The following is a 19,166-nucleotide window of genomic DNA, read 5'->3' on the forward strand; positions in this document are numbered from 1 at the left end:
CGAGCCCCCACCATGTTCAAAGGCGTGTCCCTGACTTTCGGGCTGTTGTTCAGCCTCACGGCTCACGCCGAATACTGGCCTGCCGAGCAATGGTCGACCGCCCCGACAGTCACCGGGCCGGCGCTTCAAGCCCTGGAGACTTACGCCTTCCCACCCCGTGATGAGGCCACCCGAAAAGGCATCCGCACTGACGCCTTGCTGGTGATCCGCGACGGCCAGTTGATCTACGAACGCTACGCCGATCCGACCACCGCCGACACCCCACACCTGACCTGGTCCATCAGCAAAAGCCTGATGGCCGCGGTCCTCGGCGTGGCCTATGGCGAAGGTCTGTTCAAGCTCCAGGACCCGGTGCAGAAATTTTATCCACCGCTGGAAAAGCACCCGACGATGACCATGGCCGACCTGCTGCACTGGGCCTCGGGACTGGACTGGCAGGAAGACTATGAATACGCGCCATTGAAATCCTCGGTGGTCGCGATGCTCTACACCCGTGGTCACCCGGACATGGCCGCGTTCACCGCCGATCACGCTGAATACGCCAAACCCGGTGAGGCATTCCGTTATTCCAGTGGCGACAGCAATCTATTGTCCGCCGCGCTGAAAAACATCGTCGGCCCGACCCGCTATCCGGATTATCCATGGACTGCGCTGTTCGAGCCTTTGGGGATTCGCCACGCCGTCTGGGAAAGCGATGCCACGGGAACCTTCGTCGCTTCGTCCTATGCCTACCTAACCGCCCGGGACCTCGCGCGAGTTGGTCTGCTGATGGCACGCGACGGCCGCTGGGGCGAGCGGCAATTGCTGCCCAAGGACTGGGTCACTTTCAACCGCGAACCGTTCGCCCATTATCAAGTCAATCAAGACGACGCCGTGCCCGGCGGCCATTGGTGGCTTAACCGCGCGGTGGAAGGTGCGGCAAAACCCTGGCCCGATGCACCTGCCGACACCTTCGCCGCGCTGGGTCATTGGGGCCAGGCGATGTACGTGATTCCCAGCGAAAACCAGGTGATCGTGCGCTACGGCGATGACCGCGACGGCAGCTACCGGCACAACGAGTTGCTCAAACTCGCGCTCAAGGCATTTGCCGCGAAGGTGCAGCCATGAACCGCCGCAGCCTTGTTCGTCGCCGACCGTTCAGCACGTTGTTGTTGATCCTGCTGATCGCCTTGCTCGGCTGGATCTGGAAGGAGCGCGTGGCGTTGTGGGCATTCCCGGACATCCTCAGTGCCTACACCGCCAAGGAATATTGTTCGTGCCGTTACGTGATGAATTACCCGGCCGAGTACTGCCACGACTATGTGAAACAGTGGTTGCCGAGCAGTGGCTTTACCGATGAACCCGCCGGCAAGCGCGTCACCGTCAGCGGCATGGGCCGCAGCAATAGCGCCACCTGGGGCGGCGAGCGCCAGGGTTGCCGCCTGAATCCCTGAACACCACTGTCCTTGTAGCAGCTGGCGAAGCCTGCGTTCGGCTGCGAAGCAGTCGTGAAATCAGGCGCTGCGGTTTTACAGGGAGACCGAGGTGGCTGGATTGGCGACTGCTTCGTCCGAACGCGGCCCGAACCGAACGCAGCCTTCGGCAGCTGCTACACAAGTTTGCAATTGGCTCACGGGCGGTTAAGGTTCGTGCAGGTTTATCTGCCCCACGAGTCTCTATGTTCAACCGCTTCCTCTGCAAAACCCTCGCCTTCCTGCTGTTGGCCAGCGCCACGTTGTCGGTCCACGCCGATTGGTATCTGGATGGCGAGTCCTCGCGTTTGTCGTTCGTCAGCACAAAAAACGTCAACATTTCAGAAGTGCAACGCTTTCTGGTGCTGCACGGCAAGGTCGATCCCAAAGGCCTGGCCGAGGTGGAAGTCGAGATGGACTCGGTCAACAGTGGCATCCCGCTACGCGATGAACGCATGCGCAAGGACCTGTTTGAAATCCAGACTTTCCCCGAAGCACTGATCACCGCGCAGATTGATCTGCGGCCGATCAACGACCTCGCACCCGGCGCGCAACTTGAATTGCGCCTGCCGCTGACCGTCAACCTTCATGGCAAACAGCACGAATACAACGCCGAACTGCTGGCAACCCGTCTCGATGACCGGCGCTTCCAGGTGGTGACCCTCGAGCCGTTGGTGATCAACGCTGCGGATTTCGACTTTACCCCCGGCCTGGAAAGTTTGCGCAAGGTCGCCGGTTTGTCGGCCATCAGTTTGTCGGTGCCGGTGAGTGCGGTACTGATTTTCACGGCGCGCTGACATGGCCGGCGCGATTTTCCCCTGGCGTGAAGGCAACCGTTTTGAACTGTTAATCGACGGTCCGCAGTTTTTTCCACGGATGTTGGTGGCGATTGCCCGCGCCGAAGAGCAGGTCGAACTGGAGCTGTACCTGGTGGAGGCGGGTGCCTGTGCCGAAGCGATGGTTCAGGCGTTGGTCCAGGCTGCCGAACGTGGCGTGCGCGTGCGCTGCCTGTTCGATGATTACGGCAGCCTCGCATTCACCCTGACCTTGCGCCAGCGATTGATGGCGGCGGGCGTGGAACTGCGTTTTTACAATCGCCTGAGCTGGCGGCGCTGGTTGGGCAACTTCTACCGCGATCACCGCAAGCTGCTTCTGGTCGATCAGAACATGGCCGTGGTGGGTGGCACCGGGGTGACCGACGAATTCTGGACGCCGGGCGAAGACACCAGCGAATGGCACGAAGTGATGGTGGAAATCACCGGTCCCTTGGTCATCGACTGGCAGTTGCTGTTCGACCGCCAATGGATCGCCAACCGGCATCGGCGCGCCTGGAAAACCGCTTCGCATTTTGGCTTGCCGCGTCTGCCACGCGTGCCGTCCACGGGCGAGGGCATGGGCCGGGTCGCCTATGCCGACGCCCGCCAGCACCGGGACATCCTGCAATCGTTGACTCGCGCGTTGAACAGCGGCCAGCAGCGTATCTGGCTGGCGACGCCGTATTTCCTGCCGACCTGGAAAGTTCGCCGCTCACTGCGCCGGGCTGCCGCCCGAGGCGTCGATGTGCGGCTGCTGCTGACCGGGCCACGCACCGATCACCCGTCGGTGCGCTACGCCGGGCATCGCTACTACCCGCGATTGCTCAAGGCCGGGGTGACGATCTTCGAATACCAGCCGTGTTTCCTGCACCTGAAAATGGTCCTGGTCGATGACTGGGTGAGCATCGGCTCGTGCAATTTCGATCACTGGAATCTGCGCTTCAACCTGGAAGCCAACCTTGAGGCGCTGGACCCGGGGCTGACGCGGGCGGTGGCGGCGAGTTTCGAGAGGGACTTTGCGCAGAGCCAGGAAGTCAGTCTGGAGGCATGGCAACGCCGGCCGCTGTGGCGGCGGGTGAAGCAGAGGATTTGGGGATGGGTGGATCGGCTGGTGGTGAATCTGCTGGATCGACGGGGCTGAGCCCAATCTCCGCAACACCCTAATCTACTGTGGGAGCGAGCCTGCTCGCGATGGCGGCATAACATTCTACAAAGATGCTGAGTGTTATGGCCTCATCGCGAGCAGGCTCGCTCCCACAGTTTTATTGCGGTGTGCCAGGGGTTACAGCAGTTCAAAGCTCTGCTGCGTCACGTCCTGTGAATCCAGACCGATCTCCACGTTGAACTTGCCCGGCTCGGCAGCGAACTTGAGCTGGGTGTTGTAGAACTTCAGGTCATCCTCGGTGATGGTGAAGCGCACGACTTTCTGTTCGCCGGCCTTGAGCATGACTTTCTGGAAGTTCTTCAGTTCCTTGATCGGACGGATCATCGAGCCGGTCACGTCCTGGATGTACAACTGCACCACGGTTTCGCCGTCACGCTTGCCAGTGTTTTTCACCATGACGCTGGCGTCGAGCTTGCCGGTTTTGTTCAGTGTGGTCGACGACAGCGCCATGTCGCTCAGGCTGAAATCGGTGTAGCTCAGGCCGAAACCAAACGGGAACAGCGGCCCGGTGGTGTCATCGAAATACTGCGAGGTGTAGTTGCCCGGTTTGCCCGGCGTGAACGGCCGGCCAATGCTCAGGTGGTTGTAGTAGGTCGGAATCTGGCCTACCGAGCGCGGGAAGGTGATCGGCAATTTGCCCGACGGGTTGTAGTCGCCGAACAGTACGTCGGCGATGGCGTTGCCGCCTTCGGTGCCGCTGAACCAGGTTTCCAGAATCGCGTCAGCCTGTTCCTTCTCTTCGAGAATCGACAGCGGACGGCCGTTCATTAACACCAGCACCAGCGGTTTGCCGGTGGCTTTCAGCGCCTTGATCAAATCGCGCTGGTTGGCCGGGATGTTCAGGTCGGTGCGGCTCGACGATTCGTGGGACATGCCACGGGACTCGCCCACCGCTGCCACCACCACATCGGCATCCTTGGCGGCTTTCACGGCTTCGTCGATCAGCACTTGGGCCGAACGCGGATCGTCCACCACTTCAGGTGCGTCGAAGTTGAGGAAGTTCAGGTAATCCAGAACTTTCTTGTCGCTGGTGATGTTGGCGCCTCGAGCGTAGATCAGCGTCGATTGCGCGCCCAGTGCAGTGGTCATGCCGTCGAACAGAGTCACCGATTGCGCGGGTTTACCCGCGGCGGCCCAGCTACCCATCATGTCGATCGGTGCCTTGGCCAGCGGACCGACCAATGCGATTTTCGCGGTTTTCTTCAGCGGCAGGGTTTCGCCCTGGTTCTTCAGCAACACCATGCTGCGGCGCGCGACGTCACGGGCCTCGGTGCGGTGCATCCGGCTCTCGGCGTACGTGTCGGCCGGATCATCTTCAGCCTTGCCGATGCGCAGGTACGGGTCCTTGAACAGGCCCATATCGTACTTGGCGGCGAGCACTTCACGCACCGCGTTGTCGATGTCGCTTTGCTGGATTTCACCCGCCTTCAACAGCCCCGGCAGCTCTTTGCCATAGAGGGTGTCGTTCATGCTCATGTCGATGCCAGCCTTGATCGCCAGCTTCGCGGCTTCGCGACCGTCACGGGCGACGCCGTGTTTGATCAGCTCGAAAATCGCCCCGTGGTCGCTGACGGCCAGGCCTTTGAAACCCCATTGCTTGCGCAACAGGTCGTTCATCAGCCAAGTGTTGGCGGTGGCCGGGACGCCGTTGATCGAGTTCAGCGCGACCATCACCCCGCCAGCACCGGCGTCGATAGCCGCACGGTACGGCGGCAGGTAGTCCTGGAACATCTTGACCGGGCTCATGTCGACGACGTTGTAGTCGCGACCGCCCTCGACCGCGCCGTACAGGGCAAAGTGCTTGACGCTGGCCATGATGCTGTCGGCCGCGTTCGCGCCCGTGCCCTGGAAGGCTTCGACCATCACGCCGGCGATGCGCGACACCAGATACGTGTCTTCACCGAAGCCTTCGGAAGTCCTGCCCCAGCGCGGGTCGCGGGAGATGTCGACCATCGGCGCGAAGGTGATATCGAGGCTGTCAGCCGCGGCTTCCTTGGCGGCGATGCGCCCGGACAGGCCGATGGCGTCCATGTCCCAGCTCGAAGCCAGGGCTATCGGGATCGGGAAAATGGTGCGGTGGCCGTGGATCACGTCATAGGCGAAGAACATCGGGATCTTCAGCCGGCTGCGCATGGCCGCGTCCTGCATCGGACGGTTTTCCGGGCGGGTGATCGAGTTGAACGTGCCACCGATGTTGCCGGCAGCGATTTCCTTGCGGATCGTCTCCCGAGGCATTTCCGGGCCGATGCTGATCAGGCGCAACTGGCCGATCTTTTCATCGAGGGTCATCTGCTTCATCAGGTTGCTGATGAAAGCGTCCTTGTTTTCCAGAGGTGCGGGCGTCGTGGCGGCCAATACGGTATGACTGGCCAGGCTGACGAACAGGCCCAGCAAACACAGCTTCTTCATGAATAGTTTTCTCAAAAGCCTAAACGGCAGTGAATACGCGCCGGTCAGCCAAAATTTAGGGAGCGACTATTGTTGTTCAGGTAAATGCAGCACACTTCTGCGTGTTTTCGCGCTGGGGCATCTTTTAGCCCATTGGCGCGATGCAATCCAGTGGCGGCGGCAGATTATGCCCGAAGAGCCGGGTTCAAAGTTCGAAGGTTGTTTTTCAACGGAATGTGCAAGGGAGCATCAACCAGATGAATGTACGACACCACTATCGGTCGAGCCTGCAGGTTGCAGCCTTGATGTTGCTGACCACACTGCTGGCCGGCTGCGGCATCAACACGATCCCGACCCTCGACGAACAGGCCAAGGCCGCGTGGGGCCAGGTGCAGAACCAGTACCAGCGCCGCGCCGACCTGATCCCCAATCTGGTGGAAACCGTCAAGGGCTACGCGCAGCATGAGCAGGAAACCCTGACCGCGGTGATCGAAGCCCGGGCCAAGGCCACTTCGATCCAGGTGGACGCCAGCACGCTCGACAATCCAGAAAAGCTCAAACAGTTCCAGCAGGCCCAGGATCAGCTGACCGGTGCCTTGAGCCGTTTGATGGTGGTGTCCGAGCGTTACCCGGACCTCAAGGCCAACCAGAATTTCCTGGCGCTGCAATCGCAACTTGAAGGCACCGAGAACCGCATCGCCGTGGCGCGTCGTGACTTCATCCTCGCCGTGCAGAAATACAACACGGAACTTCGTACCTTCCCCGGTCGCCTGTGGCACACCGTGATGTACAGCGATTTGCCGATTCGCGAAACCTTCGAGGCCACCAGCCCCGATGCGCAAAAAGCGCCAGAAGTGAAATTCAAGTAAGTACCGGGATGGGTTTGAAGCGTCACCACGGATGAGGTTGCCAATGCGCGTGTTGAAAGTTGGCCTGGTGCTGTTGCTGTGGGTGTTTGCCCTGACGGCCCAGGCCGAGTTGAAGTTTCCGGAACTGACCGGACGGGTGGTCGATAACGCCCAGATGATCGAGCCGTCGGTGCGTGAGCAGCTGACGCAACAGCTCCAGGCCCATGAAAAAGCGACCGGCGAGCAACTGGTGGTGGTCACGTTGCCGGATTTGCAGGGCACCGACATTGCGGACTTCGGCTATCAGTTGGGGCGTTATTGGGGCATCGGCCAAAAGGACAAAAACACCGGCGCGCTGCTGATCGTCGCGCGTGACGATCGCAAGCTGCGGATTGAAGTCGGTTATGGCCTGGAAGACCGGCTGACCGATGCGCAGAGCTCGGTGATCATCAATCAGGTGATCACCCCGGCGTTCAAGACCGGTAACTTCAGCAAGGGCATCAGCGACGGGGTCGCGGCCATGCTCGTGGTGCTGGGCGGCAATCCGCTGGATGAGCCGTCCACGGTGTATGACTCCGGCGGCAATCAGGACAGCGACTTCGTTTCGCGGTATCCGGGGGTATTCGTGTTTCTGGTGATGCTGTTCATCCTGACGATGTTTGTCTGCCAGATGCTCGGGATCCTGCCCAGCGGCGGCGGTGGTCGAGGCGGTTCGAGCGGCGGGTTCGGTGGTGGAGGTTTTGGCGGCGGTGGAGGCGGGGGCTTCAGCGGCGGCGGGGGCAGTTTCGGGGGCGGTGGTTCGTCGGGCGGCTGGTGATCACACAACAATAGCGAGTGGGCATTCTTAAACATGGCATTACTGACTGAACACGAACAACGCAAAGTTGCCGAGGCGATTGCCCGGGTCGAGCGCGACACCGACGCCGAACTGGTGACCGTGCTCGCGGCCCGCGCCGACGACTACGCGTACATCCCGCTGCTCTGGGCCAGCCTGCTGGCGCTGGTGGTGCCGGGTGTCGTGCATTACCTGACTGGCTGGCTGACCCTGCACAGTTTGCTGCTGGTGCAATGGATCACGTTCATCGTGCTGTGCCTGGTGTTCCGGATTCCGAAAATCACCACGCACCTGATCCCGCGCTCGGTGCGTCACTGGCGCGCCTCGAACCTGGCGCGCCGGCAGTTTCTGGAGCAGAACCTGCACCACACGGTGGGCAGCACTGGCATGCTGATTTTCGTCTCCGAGGCTGAGCGCTATGTGGAGATTCTGGTGGATGAGGGGATCTCCACGCGCCTGGATAACAAGAACTGGGACGTGATAGTTGCCGCGTTTACTCAACAGGTGAAACAGGGGCAGACGTTGCAGGGATTTGTGTCCTGCGTAGAGGCGTGCGGCGAGTTGCTTAAGGTGCATGTGCCGGTGACGCATGTGAGGAATGAGTTGCCGAATCGGTTGGTGGTTCTAGGCTGAATCTCAGCAGCGACGCATCCCCCTGTAGCAGCTGGCGAAGCCTGCGTTCGGCTGCGAAGCAGTCGTAAATCCGGTATTCACGGTCTTCTTGTTGCACCGCGTGTGCTGATTTTACGACTGCTGCGCAGCCGAACGCAGGCTGCGCCAGCTGCTACAGATCGCACCGTTCGGGAAATTACCCGTGCCCTCAATCCCCATCCCCCCTAAAATACCCGCCATTCCCCGATCCGCACCGCCCGAGGCCGTTTTTCCCATGTCTGTCACCGCCACTCCCGCCAGCCTCGCGCCGGATCATCACGCCCAGTTCATCGACCTGCTGCAGTCCAGCCTTGACCAGAACGCCTTCATCAAACTGGTGCTGGCCAAGTACGTCGGCACTGAAGTGGACTTGCAGCGGCTGATCATCAAGCAGCTGACGGTCAAGGATCAGCCCTGTCTGTCCTTCGTCTACCGCTACAAGACGCGCGACATCACCAAGAATTTGCCGATTGCCGAGGGCGTAGCGACCATCGCCGCACTCTTGCCGGCATCGTTTAAAAATGCGCATTTGCTGTCGCTGACTGATGAAGCTCAGCTGGAATACAGCAAAAAGGGCAAGTCTTCGCTGTTCAAGAGCAAACCTCAGCAATTGCGTGAAGTGCCATCCGCTGAGCACAACCGCGAGAAGAACCGCTTCCTCGACCTGAGCCGGCCGTTCCTCGCCGACCTCGGCGTGACCAACAAGCAACATGAGTTGATCCCGGCGATGTCGCGCAAGTGGAAGCAGATCAACAAGTTCATCGAGGTCTTCAGCCATGCGCTGACCACCTCACCGCTGGCGCTGGACAAGCCGGTTCAGGTGGCGGATTTCGGCTCGGGCAAGGGTTACCTGACGTTCGCGATTCATGACTACCTGCGCAATACCTTGAAGGCCGAAGGCGTGGTGACCGGCGTCGAGTTGCGCGAAGAGATGGTAAATTTGTGCAACGCCGCGGCCGCAAAGCTCGAACATCCGGGGCTGGTGTTCAAGTGCGGCGATGTGCGCAGCGTGGCGCCGAGCGAGCTGGACGTGATGATCGCACTGCATGCCTGCGACATCGCCACCGACTATGCGATTCACACCGGCATTCGTTCCGGCGCCTCGATCATCATGTGCTCGCCGTGCTGCCACAAGCAGATCCGCCTGCAAATCCAGAGCCCGGCGCTGCTCAAGCCGATGCTGCAATACGGTCTGCATTTGGGCCAGCAAGCGGAAATGGTCACCGACAGTTTGCGTGCGTTGTTCCTGGAAGCCTGCGGTTACGAGACCAAGGTGTTCGAGTTCATTTCACTGGACCACACCAACAAGAACAAGATGATCCTGGCGGTCAAACGTGCCGAGCCGGTTGATCCGACTCAGCTGCTTGTGAAGACTCAGGAACTGAAGGATTTCTACCACATCAGCGAACATTGCCTCGAAACGCTGCTGCGGGCCGATGGCTACCTCTGATCCCTGTGGGAGCGAGCCTGCTCCGGGCGGCGTTCCGACGAAGGCCGTAACAGCCAACTCAGATGTTGGATGTTACGGCCCCTTCGCGAGCAAGCTCGCTTGTATGTTTAGACTTGAAGGGGTGGGCGGGACTAAAAGCTCGATTCTGACTCTGACCAGTACAGACCGTGGGAGACTTCTCATCCCGCCCCTTCTACCCAAAGCGCCGATAAGGAATTCATCGGTAAAACCGACGATAGAGGCAAGCCAGCGCAACGGTAGACCCCGACAAGCTCTTAAACCCTAGCTCCGAGGATTCGTCATGACAATCCTTACTTCGCAGACGGTGGTTGGCGTCGATATCGCCAAGGCCGAAATAGTTGTCTATCGCTCCGACCGGCTAACCACTGACACCATCAAGAACGATCGAACAGCCCTCAAACGCTGGCTTAAAACATTGCCCGCCCAAAGCGCTATCGCCGTTGAAGCCACCAACATCTACCACCTGGACACCGTCGAGCTGGCCCATGCGATGGGGCACCAGGTCTATGTCGTGGATGCTTATCGGGTGAGCAACTATCGCCGCGGCATCGGCCAACGAGCCAAGAACGATCCCTGCGATGCCCGTCTGCTGGCGCGTTATTTGACGAACGAACAAGACGGACTGCGGATCTGGAGCCCACCACCCAAGGCCTACACCTCGCTGAAAAGCCTGCTCCACAGACGTGCAACGCTGATCCAGAACCATGCCGGTCTGATGCTGAGCTGGGCCAATGAACCCTTGTTGAAGAAAGTACAGAGCGCCCAGCAAAAGGCCTTCAAGCAAGCGGATCAGGCCATTCAGAAACTGCTGCGCAAGGTCAGCAAAGAGGCGGGTATTGAAGAGAATATCGACCGCTGCAAAGCCATCGAAGGGGTTGGCGAACTGACTGCAACCGGGTTGGCGACGACCTTTATGCGCGGTGATTTTGCCAATAGTGATGCGTTCATCGCGTTTCTAGGGATGGACCTTACGGTCGATGACTCCGGGAAGAAGAACGGCCCCCGGCACCTGACAAAAAAAGGGGATCCGGAAGTCCGCCGGTTGGCTTACAACGCCGCAATGGCAGCCTGTCGCTCAGCTAAATGGAAACCGTTTTACGAGTCGTATTTGGCAAGAGGCTTCTCGAAAACCCAGGCCTTGGTGGCCCTTGCCCGGAAACTCTGCCGGGTGGCATTTGCCCTGATGAAAAATCAGAGCGAATACCACCCGGCCTGAGGTTGCGGGGTTGCCCTGCAACATAGAATCTCCCACATTTGATTTGACGGCCGTCTTGCGTCCCAACATCACGGTCACGATCACCCCGGCGGCAAACAGCCAGGTGATCGGCTCGATGTGTTCGCCGAAGAACAGCGCCGAAAAAGCGATGGTGAAGAAGATCTGCAACAGCTGGATCTGACTGACCCGGGCAATGCCGCCCATCGCCAGCCCGGCGTACCAGGCAAAGAAACCGATGAACTGCGAGAACAGCGAGACGTAACCGAAGGCCCACCAGGTCTTGGCCGAAATCTCGCCCTGATGTTGCAGCGCCAGGTACACCACCGGCCCGATCAGCAATGGCGTCGACAACACCAACGCCCAGCAGATCACCTGCCAACCGCCCATCTCTTTGGCCAATCGGCCGCCCTCGGCGTATCCCAAACCGCCCACGGCAATCGCCCCGAGCATCAGCAAATCACCGGCCTGAATGCTGCCGGCCCCGCTGATCAGCGCATAACCCAGCACCAGCGCACTGCCCAGCGCGGCGCAAGCCCAGAAGGCTTTCGATGGTTGTTCGTGGGACAACCACGCGGCGTACAGCGCCACGCACAGCGGTTGCAGGCCGTTGACCAGTGCTCCGTGAGACGCCGGCAAGGTTTGCATGGCCCAGGCCGACAACACCGGGAAGCCGAGGATCACCCCGGCAATCACCAGGGTCAGGCCTTTGACCTGTATCCACGTCGGCCACTTTTCCCGGCGCCACAGCAACAACATCGCCGCCGGAACTGCCGCCAACAGCGCACGGCCCAGGCCGTTGAGCAGAGGATGGAGTTCCTGCACGACGATCCGTGTGAAGGGCAGGGTGAGGCTGAAGATCACAACGCCGAGCAAGCCGAGGGCCATGCCGGTGTTTTCGCGCGAGGACATGATGGCAACCAGAATCTAGGGTGGCGGGAAGATCTTCATCTAGCCATAAACCGCGGGAATCGCTCTGTTACAGCTAGGCGTAGAGTTATCCGTACAGTTTGAGGACCTTTTCGCGAGCAGGCTCGCTCCCACAGGGGAACGCATTCCAATGTGGGAGCGAGCCTACTCGCGATGAACGATAACGCCGTAGTAGCTGGTTATTACCCGACCCTGCGGATAAGGACTACTTTGAATACTCCTGCAGGCCCACGTATCTCCCAGAGGAGTCCTCCCCATGGCGGCTAAAAAAATTCTGATGCTGGTCGGCGATTACGTCGAAGACTACGAAGTGATGGTGCCGTTTCAGGCGCTGCTGATGGTCGGCCACATGGTGCACGCCGTTTGCCCGGACAAAACCGCTGGTCAGACCGTACGCACGGCGATCCATGACTTCGAAGGCGACCAGACCTATAGCGAAAAACCCGGTCACCTGTTTGCCCTGAACTTCGACTTCGCCAAGGTCAAGTCCGAGGACTATGACGCCCTGCTGGTGCCGGGCGGTCGTGCGCCGGAATACCTGCGCCTGAACGAAAAAGTCCTGGAACTGGTGCGAGCGTTCGACAAGGCCGGCAAACCGATCGCCGCTGTGTGTCACGGCGCACAATTGCTGGCGGCCGCGGGGATTCTCGAAGGTCGCGAGTGCAGTGCTTACCCGGCCTGCGCCCCGGAAGTGCGCCTGGCGGGCGGTACGTTCATCGATATCCCGGTGACGGAAGGTCACGTTCAGGGCAATCTGGCCACTGCGCCAGCCTGGCCGGCGCACCCGAGCTGGCTCGCCGGTTTCCTCGGGTTGCTGGGCACCAAAATCACGCTGTAACGAGGGACCTTTCCATGTGCGAGCTCTACGTCAAAGCCGATCCGATTCTCTACGAATCGCGCTCCCGCTCGCTGCGCATCTGCGGGGTGGTCACCACCCTGCGGCTGGAGAATCAGTTCTGGGACATCCTCAGCGAAATCGCCGAGGTCGACGGCATGACCACCAACCAGTTGATCGCCAAGCTGTATGAAGAGGTGATGGACTACCGCGGCGAGGTGGTGAATTTCGCCTCGTTTTTGCGGGTCAGTTGTACGCGGTATCTGAGTCAGCGACGGGTGCAGGCGCCGGAGTTATCGGTGGTGCGTGCGGTGGTGAAGTAGGGCAGGTTGGTCTTTACTCTGAAGCGCGAAACCTCTCAATTGCCTAGGAGAAAGAGCATGTCTGGATGGTATGAAGTGAGCAAAAGCAGCAATGGTCAGTTCAAATTTGTACTGAAGGCCGCTAACGCGGAAACCATTCTGACCAGCGAGCTGTACACCACCCGCGCTGCCGCTGAAAAAGGCATCGTGTCGATTCAGAGCAACAGCCCGAAGGATGAACGCTACGAGAAGAAAACCACCAAGGATGGCCATCCTTACTTCAACCTCAAGGCTGGTAACCACGAGATCATCGGTAGCAGCGAGGCTTACACCTCCGCTGCCGCGCTGGAGAAAGGCATCGCCAGCGTAAAAACCAACGGGCCGACCACAGTGATCAAGGACAAGACCTTGCCGGTGCTCTAAACACACCGCTGATCGTTCCCACGCAGCGCGTTGGAACGATCTTTACGGTCTTCAGACCTCGACCGGCACCGTCAGCTTCGGACTACCCAACGCATGCGTCTTCGAATCAAAAAACCGCAACTCACTCCCGGTTCCTTCAAACACCTTCGCGTAGTGCCGCTTCTGGTGCTGAATGAACGCCTTGCTGCGCGGATAAATCGAGATCGCCACCACTTGCGGTTTCGCCTCGCGCAAAGCGTGGATGATGTGGCTGTCCTGCTCACCCAGGGCATGACCGAACAGGCACAACCCGTCGCCATGACCGAGTAGCTGGTCGTAGCAGAACGACAGATAGTCCGAGCTGCGAATGGTTTTGAGCTTGTCCTGCGCCGGACCTTCATTGACGAACAGCGGCACGTCGTCGAGGGTCTTGATCGTGTTGTTGATCGCGAAACTGCCGAGCAACGTGCCCTCGGTCGACATCAGTTTGCGCGCCGTACCGTCCTGATTCCGCACCAGATGCAACCCGCCATGCAGGTAAAGCAGCCGGGTTTTATCGGTCGCCGTGGCGCTCAGATCAAAGCTTGATTCTGCACCCTGAAACAGGTCGCTGATCGCATCAGGCTGGTGTTGAGTCGCCCAGTAGTTGAGCAGGTCGTAGTTGGTGGTGAACACGGTCCGGTAGCGGCCCAGTTCCTGATTGATTGTCGCCAGCGTCGAAGGCACCACCAGCCGCCACGGGATGTGCACCGCGTGCACGGTGTTGATCAGCGCTTCCTTGATCGCGTAGTAACGATTGCGCGGCGCGGCGGAGCTCACGGCCAGGGCCTTGTTGACCCGGCTGGTGGTTTTCAGTGCGCTGAGCACCTGTTCGAAGCTGCGTGTCTGCAGGGCGTCAAACACGCTCAGCTCGGACTGGCTCAGGGGTTTTTCTTCCACGGTACGGGCGTTTTCGAACAGCGAGTCGTAGCCGAAGTCGTCCCACACGGCGCGGCTGGCGCCGTTGCCCACCAGCAGGCCGCTGAACGAGGCGGTGGCGCGCAAGGCGTTCCAGTCTTCAAGTTGGGCATCAACATCCTGGAAATCGGTCATTGCGTTCAAAGTCTCAAAGCAGAAGGTCTGATGGGCGGCGACTTTATCACGCCCAAGACTTGAGCCAGATCAAGTTACTTCATGACCGATAGGTCGATCCTGTGGGTACCCGCCAGTTCGGCGCTGCCGATTCGGCCTCAGCCAGGAGACTCGCTCATGACCAGCACGTTTTTCATCCCCGCCGTGAACATCATGGGCATCGGTTGCCTCGACGAAGCCATGGACGCCATTCGCAAGTACGGTTTTCGCAAGGCGCTGATCGTCACCGACGCCGGGCTGGCCAAGGCGGGCGTAGCGAAGATGATTGCCGAGAAGCTGGCGATGCAGGACATCGATTCGGTGATTTTCGACGGTGCCAAGCCCAACCCGAGCATCGCCAACGTCGAGAGCGGTCTGGGTCTGCTGAAAGAAACCCGCTGTGACTTCGTGGTGTCCCTGGGCGGCGGTTCGCCCCATGACTGCGCCAAAGGCATCGCGTTATGCGCGACCAACGGCGGGCAGATTCGCGATTACGAAGGCGTCGATCAATCCACCCAACCGCAACTGCCGCTGATCGCCATCAACACCACGGCCGGTACGGCCAGCGAGATGACCCGTTTCTGCATCATCACCGACGAATCCCGTCACGTGAAAATGGCCATTGTCGATCGCAACGTCACGCCGCTGCTGTCGGTCAACGACCCGGCGCTGATGGTCGCCATGCCCAAGGGCCTGACGGCTGCCACCGGCATGGACGCGTTGACTCACGCTATCGAAGCCTACGTTTCCACTGCCGCCAATCCGATTACCGATGCCTGCGCACTGAAGGCGATTACGTTGATCAGCAACAACCTGCGCCTGGCCGTCCGCGACGGCAGTGACATGGCCGCGCGGGAAAACATGGCCTACGCGCAGTTCCTCGCCGGCATGGCGTTCAATAACGCCTCCCTGGGTTATGTCCACGCCATGGCTCACCAGTTGGGCGGGTTTTACGACTTGCCGCATGGTGTGTGCAACGCGGTCCTGCTGCCTCACGTACAAAGCTTTAACGCGCTGGTTTGCGCCGATCGCCTCACCGATGTCGCCCTTGCGATGGGCGCCGATGTTCACGGTTTCACCCCGGAAGCGGGCGCCCAGGCGGCCATCGTGGCGATCCGCAGCCTGTCCAAAGACGTGGAAATTCCCGCCGGTTTGCGTGAGCTCGGCGCCAAGCTCAACGACATCCCGATCCTCGCCACCAATGCCTTGAAAGACGCGTGTGGCCTGACCAATCCTCGCGTGGCGGATCAGCGCCAGATCGAGGAAATTTTCCGCAGCGCCTTTTAGGAAGTTTTGCGGCCGGGCGCGAGCATTACGCAGAGCATCGCGCCCAACGCCAGCAAGGTACACAACAGTGACAACGGCCATGCTTGCGGGCTCGCGATCAAACTGGCGATCCCGCCGATAACGGCAGCCATCAGTTGATGAATGAAACCACTCAACGCCATCGCATACGCACCGCCGACCGGCGAACCGTCATTGGCCAGGGACAGGCTGATCGGATAGGTCAAAGACTGGCCGAACACCGCAACGCAATAGGGCAACCAGAACAGCAGCGCCACTGAAGTGCCCGCCAGACTCCCCAGCAACATCACCGCGCTCCCAGCCAGCACCAGCCCCACACCCGCCGTTATCAACCCGCGTTGACCGGTGCGAAGTACAAAGCCATTGACCCCCAAAGCCCCCAGAAAATAGGCCGCGCTGATCGGCCAGCCCAACAACCCGTATTCCACGGCCGACCAGTTGAACGGCCCTTGCAGAATTAGCGGCGCTGCGGTGTTGAACGCGACAATCACCCCGTACCCAAGGCCGCCGGTGAGGGCCGGCAACAGAAAGGCTCGATGACGCAAAATGCGCCAATAGCTCGGCCAGGCGGATGACGGGGCATTCTCCTCGGCCAGCATTGGGAACCTAACCCGGGCCACGACCAGCCCCATCATCAGACTCACAGCACCCAACAGGTAGAAAATCGCTGGCCAGCCCAGCGCCACCTGGATGATCGACCCCAGGTATTGGCCGATCCCCAGCGCCACCACAAAGGAAATCGAAATCCAGGACAACGCCTTGGCCAGCAGGTCGCCGCGGAAACTGTCGCGGATCAGCACCCGGGCCATGACCGAAATGCCGCTGGCGCCAATGCCCTGAACCAGTCGAAACGCCAGGAACGATTCAAGCGTCTGGCTCAGGGGCAACGCCAGATTGCCCAACCCGTAGATGCCGAGTGCGGCGAGCAGCACCGGTTTGCGGCCGATGCGCTGGCCAAGGCTGCCCCAAAACAACATCGGCAACGCCATGCCGATCAGATACACCGCCAGCCCCCAGGAAACCTGCGAGGCGTCGGCGGACAAATCCCGGGCCATGTCCGGCAGCGCCGGCAGGTAAATGCTCATGCCCAATTGCGCGAGGAAAACCGTGCAGCAGGTGACGAGGAGGGTGGTGCTGCTCTTCATTGAATCTTCCCTGGTTTCAGTTCAACAGCCGATGTCCCGGCCTCGAGTGCGTAAAAGCTCGGTGATGAGTTCACAAAAGTGTCGGATCAGCGTCGGCTCCATGTCGGCGCGCAGGGTGATTCTGATGGCTGCCTTGCCTTGTGCGACCACCGGAAAAAAGACGGCCGAGGTGAAGAAACCGTGATTGGCCAGTTCCATGGCAATGCTGTTGGCCAGCGCTGCTTCGCCGCAGTTGACCAATCGAATCGCCATGTTGCTGTTGTGTTGATCGGTTCGGATGAGGCTGTCGAACAGCCGGATATTAACCTGAAGTTTTTCCTGTAACGCGGCAAATTCAGGCGTGCGATGAAGCTGGATGGATGCTCTGCCCGCGCCAATGGCTGCACTGTTCAGGCTTTGCGACCAATTGCTGGGGCCGCCGTAACGTGCAATGAGCCTCTTCTGCCGTTCATTGCCCAGCATCACCAGACCACCGCTGGCCCCAAACGACTTGGCCAGCGAGGCGACGATCAGGCAGTCATCCTCCAGGGCATGCAACCTGGGGCGTACGAGGCCTGCGCCGAATGTTCCGACGGCGGACAGCGCGTGGGAATCATCCAGATAGAGAAACAACCCATAGCGGTCCTTGAGATACAAAAGACTGTCCATGTCCGCGACGCCGCCCATGCTGTAGGCGCCGTCGGCGACATACGCGATGGTGCGGTGTTGCTGGCACTGCTTCTCGAGAAAATCCATGTCGTTATGAGGGCAGGTCACGACCGTGGTTTCATCGGCGCAGGCGGCTTTGAGGTGATTCATCGAGTAATGCGCCAACCGGTCGAAGACCATCACGGGAGGTCGGTTTTCCGTGAACACGCCGCTGGCCAGCAATGGCAGGATTCCGGCACTCGCTGCACTGCACGACAAGGTGCTCAGGCAACTGGCGCCGAACAACTCGGACAGTTCGGTTTCGTACTGTTCCAAAATTGCCAGCTTGCAGCGGTTCTTTGAGTTGGCGACGCGAAGGGTGCCGGTTTCCCACAGGGTATTCATGGCGCCGTCGAGAATGTCGGGATGGTGATCCAGGCCCAGGTACGACGTCGTGCAGAAATGATGAAACGCGCGCCCGTGCTGATCGAGCATCCGGTTGGCACTTTTGATTTCGACGTTAAGCCCCGAAATTTTCCCGGCTTCAGCGCTCTCCCAATCGTGATCGGCCAACGCGATGACTTTGCGGTAGTTGGTGTAGAGGTTTGCCGCCTGTGCTGTCTGGTCCATATGAAAATGACTTTCCTTGAGTGAAACGATCCATGGGTGTGTTGCAGTTCGTGTGTGTTTCCAGACTTTACAGAGCGCGGCGGAGGCTTTGAATCGGCTGTTTCCGGTACGGCTGAGTGTTACAAGAGATTTATGTGTAGGGCGATGCCTCCTGATGTTGTGGGCAATTTGCTTTGCCGAGTCGCGTAGAAACCGGGCTATCCTGCCGACTCAGTCGAACAGAAGTCATCGACCCCTCAATGCTGCAAAAAAGCCTGATCCGCCGCCTCGACCTGATCACTCTCCAGCTGTTTGTCGCCGTTCATGAGGAGGGCACGCTGACCCGTGCCGCAGCGCGTGAAGCCATCGCCGTGTCGGCGGCCAGCAAGCGGCTGATGGAGTTGGAAGAAGCGTTGGGCATCAGTCTGTTCGTGCGCCAGGCCAAGGGCATGACCCTGACGCCGGCCGGTGAAACCTTGTTGCACCATGCTCGGCAGATGCTGTTCAACGTCGAGAAAATGGGGCTCGAACTGGGCGAACACAGCCACGGTATCCGCGGTTATGTGCGGATGCTCGCCAACCTGTCGGCGATCATTCAGTTTCTGCCCGAAGACCTGCGGGACTTTTCCGAGCGTCATCCTCAGGTCAAGACCGACCTCGAAGAGCGCCCCAGCAGCGGGGTGATTCAGGGTGTGCTGGATGGCGTGGCCGACCTTGGGGCGCGGTGGGGTTCTTCTGTGCGGGGATCTTCGCTAACCACACGACCTTCCTGATTGTCGCGCTGGGCTTGCTTGGTGCCGGGATCATCGCGTCTATCTCGAGCTTCTGGACCCTGCCGCCAAAACTGCTGGCCGGTGCAGGGGCTGCGGGCGGGATCGCAGTGATCAACACCCTTGGCCAGTTCGGCGGCATCATCAGCCCGGTGATGGTGGGGCGGATCAAAGACCTGACGGGCAGCACCACGCCGGCACTGTATGTCATCGGCGTCGCGGCACTGATCGCCGTCGCGCTGCTGCTGTGGGGGTTGCCGTAGAAGCTGCGCACGCTCGACAAGTTTTAAAAGA

General features: G+C 59.9%; 17 protein-coding genes and 3 pseudogenes. 15 read left to right on the plus strand and 5 right to left on the minus strand.

Going from position 1 to position 19,166, the window contains the following annotated elements; translation table 11 throughout:
- Positions 1-12: 12 nt before the first annotated feature.
- The 4 genes from QFW87_RS06845 (at position 13) to QFW87_RS06860 (ending at position 3,407) form a co-directional block, all read left to right on the plus strand.
- Positions 13-1,107, plus strand: a complete 1,095-nt coding sequence (locus QFW87_RS06845; protein ID WP_283183321.1) for a serine hydrolase — start codon at positions 13-15, stop codon at positions 1,105-1,107.
- Positions 1,104-1,433 carry an amidase gene (locus QFW87_RS06850; protein WP_283183322.1) on the plus strand — a complete coding sequence of 110 codons (330 nt, stop codon included), beginning with the start codon at positions 1,104-1,106 and terminating at the stop codon, positions 1,431-1,433. Before QFW87_RS06845 ends, QFW87_RS06850 begins: the two co-directional genes overlap by 4 nt.
- Positions 1,434-1,657: 224 nt before the next feature.
- A complete protein-coding gene (locus tag QFW87_RS06855) occupies positions 1,658-2,248 on the plus strand; it encodes a YceI family protein (protein WP_283190117.1) in 591 nt (196 codons plus the stop codon).
- Between the two features lies 1 nt (position 2,249).
- Complete coding sequence (locus QFW87_RS06860) at positions 2,250-3,407, plus strand: phosphatidylserine/phosphatidylglycerophosphate/cardiolipin synthase family protein (protein ID WP_283190118.1); 1,158 nt, start codon at positions 2,250-2,252, stop codon at positions 3,405-3,407.
- A gap of 141 nt (positions 3,408-3,548) precedes the next feature.
- On the opposite strand, the gene bglX is transcribed toward QFW87_RS06860, so the two are convergent.
- Entirely contained in the window at positions 3,549-5,840 is a 2,292-nt protein-coding gene (bglX, locus tag QFW87_RS06865) for a beta-glucosidase BglX (RefSeq protein ID WP_283190119.1), read from the minus strand.
- Between the two features lie 236 nt (positions 5,841-6,076).
- On the opposite strand from bglX, the gene QFW87_RS06870 reads away from it, so the two are divergent.
- From QFW87_RS06870 to QFW87_RS06890, 5 genes and pseudogenes are all read left to right on the plus strand, one after another.
- A complete protein-coding gene (locus QFW87_RS06870) occupies positions 6,077-6,688 on the plus strand; it encodes a LemA family protein (RefSeq protein WP_149417837.1) in 612 nt (203 codons plus the stop codon).
- A 43-nt stretch (positions 6,689-6,731) separates the two neighbouring features.
- A complete protein-coding gene (locus tag QFW87_RS06875; RefSeq protein WP_283190120.1) occupies positions 6,732-7,484 on the plus strand; it encodes a TPM domain-containing protein in 753 nt (250 codons plus the stop codon).
- Positions 7,485-7,517: 33 nt separating this feature from the next.
- Positions 7,518-8,135, plus strand: a complete 618-nt coding sequence (locus QFW87_RS06880) for a TPM domain-containing protein (protein WP_283190121.1) — start codon at positions 7,518-7,520, stop codon at positions 8,133-8,135.
- Between the two features lie 253 nt (positions 8,136-8,388).
- Positions 8,389-9,603 carry an SAM-dependent methyltransferase gene (locus tag QFW87_RS06885; RefSeq protein ID WP_283190122.1) on the plus strand — a complete coding sequence of 405 codons (1,215 nt, stop codon included), beginning with the start codon at positions 8,389-8,391 and terminating at the stop codon, positions 9,601-9,603.
- Between the two features lie 301 nt (positions 9,604-9,904).
- Positions 9,905-10,762, plus strand: a pseudogene (locus tag QFW87_RS06890) (transposase); the annotation flags it as partial.
- Here the strand turns inward: QFW87_RS06890 and QFW87_RS06895 are convergent.
- Positions 10,700-11,749 carry a DMT family transporter gene (locus tag QFW87_RS06895; RefSeq protein WP_349294105.1) on the minus strand — a complete coding sequence of 350 codons (1,050 nt, stop codon included), beginning with the start codon at positions 11,747-11,749 and terminating at the stop codon, positions 10,700-10,702. The pseudogene QFW87_RS06890 and the gene QFW87_RS06895 overlap by 63 nt on opposite strands.
- A gap of 274 nt (positions 11,750-12,023) precedes the next feature.
- Between QFW87_RS06895 and QFW87_RS06900 the strand changes: the two genes are divergently transcribed.
- The 3 genes from QFW87_RS06900 to QFW87_RS06910 are packed head-to-tail and all read left to right on the plus strand — an operon-like array spanning position 12,024 to position 13,327.
- A complete protein-coding gene (locus QFW87_RS06900; RefSeq protein WP_283190123.1) occupies positions 12,024-12,605 on the plus strand; it encodes a DJ-1/PfpI family protein in 582 nt (193 codons plus the stop codon).
- 14 nt (positions 12,606-12,619) lie between these two features.
- Positions 12,620-12,925: a ribbon-helix-helix domain-containing protein gene (locus QFW87_RS06905; RefSeq protein ID WP_008025707.1), complete on the plus strand. Its 306-nt coding sequence runs from the start codon at positions 12,620-12,622 to the stop codon at positions 12,923-12,925.
- Positions 12,926-12,982: 57 nt separating this feature from the next.
- Positions 12,983-13,327 carry a YegP family protein gene (locus QFW87_RS06910; protein WP_283190124.1) on the plus strand — a complete coding sequence of 115 codons (345 nt, stop codon included), beginning with the start codon at positions 12,983-12,985 and terminating at the stop codon, positions 13,325-13,327.
- 51 nt (positions 13,328-13,378) lie between these two features.
- Here the strand turns inward: QFW87_RS06910 and QFW87_RS06915 are convergent, their stop codons facing one another.
- Complete coding sequence (locus tag QFW87_RS06915; protein ID WP_283183332.1) at positions 13,379-14,398, minus strand: DUF4917 family protein; 1,020 nt, start codon at positions 14,396-14,398, stop codon at positions 13,379-13,381.
- A 156-nt stretch (positions 14,399-14,554) separates the two neighbouring features.
- On the opposite strand from QFW87_RS06915, the gene yiaY reads away from it, so the two are divergent.
- On the plus strand, positions 14,555-15,703 hold the full coding sequence (gene yiaY, locus QFW87_RS06920; RefSeq protein ID WP_283190125.1) for an L-threonine dehydrogenase: 1,149 nt from the start codon (positions 14,555-14,557) through the stop codon (positions 15,701-15,703).
- Here the strand turns inward: yiaY and QFW87_RS06925 are convergent.
- A complete protein-coding gene (locus tag QFW87_RS06925) occupies positions 15,700-16,866 on the minus strand; it encodes an MFS transporter (RefSeq protein ID WP_283183334.1) in 1,167 nt (388 codons plus the stop codon). The two genes, yiaY and QFW87_RS06925, sit on opposite strands and share 4 nt — an antisense overlap.
- Positions 16,867-16,887: 21 nt before the next feature.
- A complete protein-coding gene (locus tag QFW87_RS06930) occupies positions 16,888-18,123 on the minus strand; it encodes an aminotransferase class I/II-fold pyridoxal phosphate-dependent enzyme (protein WP_283183335.1) in 1,236 nt (411 codons plus the stop codon).
- A gap of 239 nt (positions 18,124-18,362) precedes the next feature.
- On the opposite strand from QFW87_RS06930, the pseudogene QFW87_RS06935 reads away from it, so the two are divergent.
- Positions 18,363-18,821, plus strand: a pseudogene (locus QFW87_RS06935) (LysR family transcriptional regulator); the annotation flags it as partial.
- A pseudogene (locus QFW87_RS06940) lies at positions 18,821-19,135 on the plus strand (MFS transporter); the annotation flags it as partial. The pseudogenes QFW87_RS06935 and QFW87_RS06940, both read left to right, overlap by 1 nt.
- Positions 19,136-19,166: the final 31 nt, after the last annotated feature.

Source organism: Pseudomonas sp. PMCC200344 (genome assembly GCF_030053095.1).
Lineage (GTDB): Bacteria > Pseudomonadota > Gammaproteobacteria > Pseudomonadales > Pseudomonadaceae > Aquipseudomonas > Aquipseudomonas svalbardensis.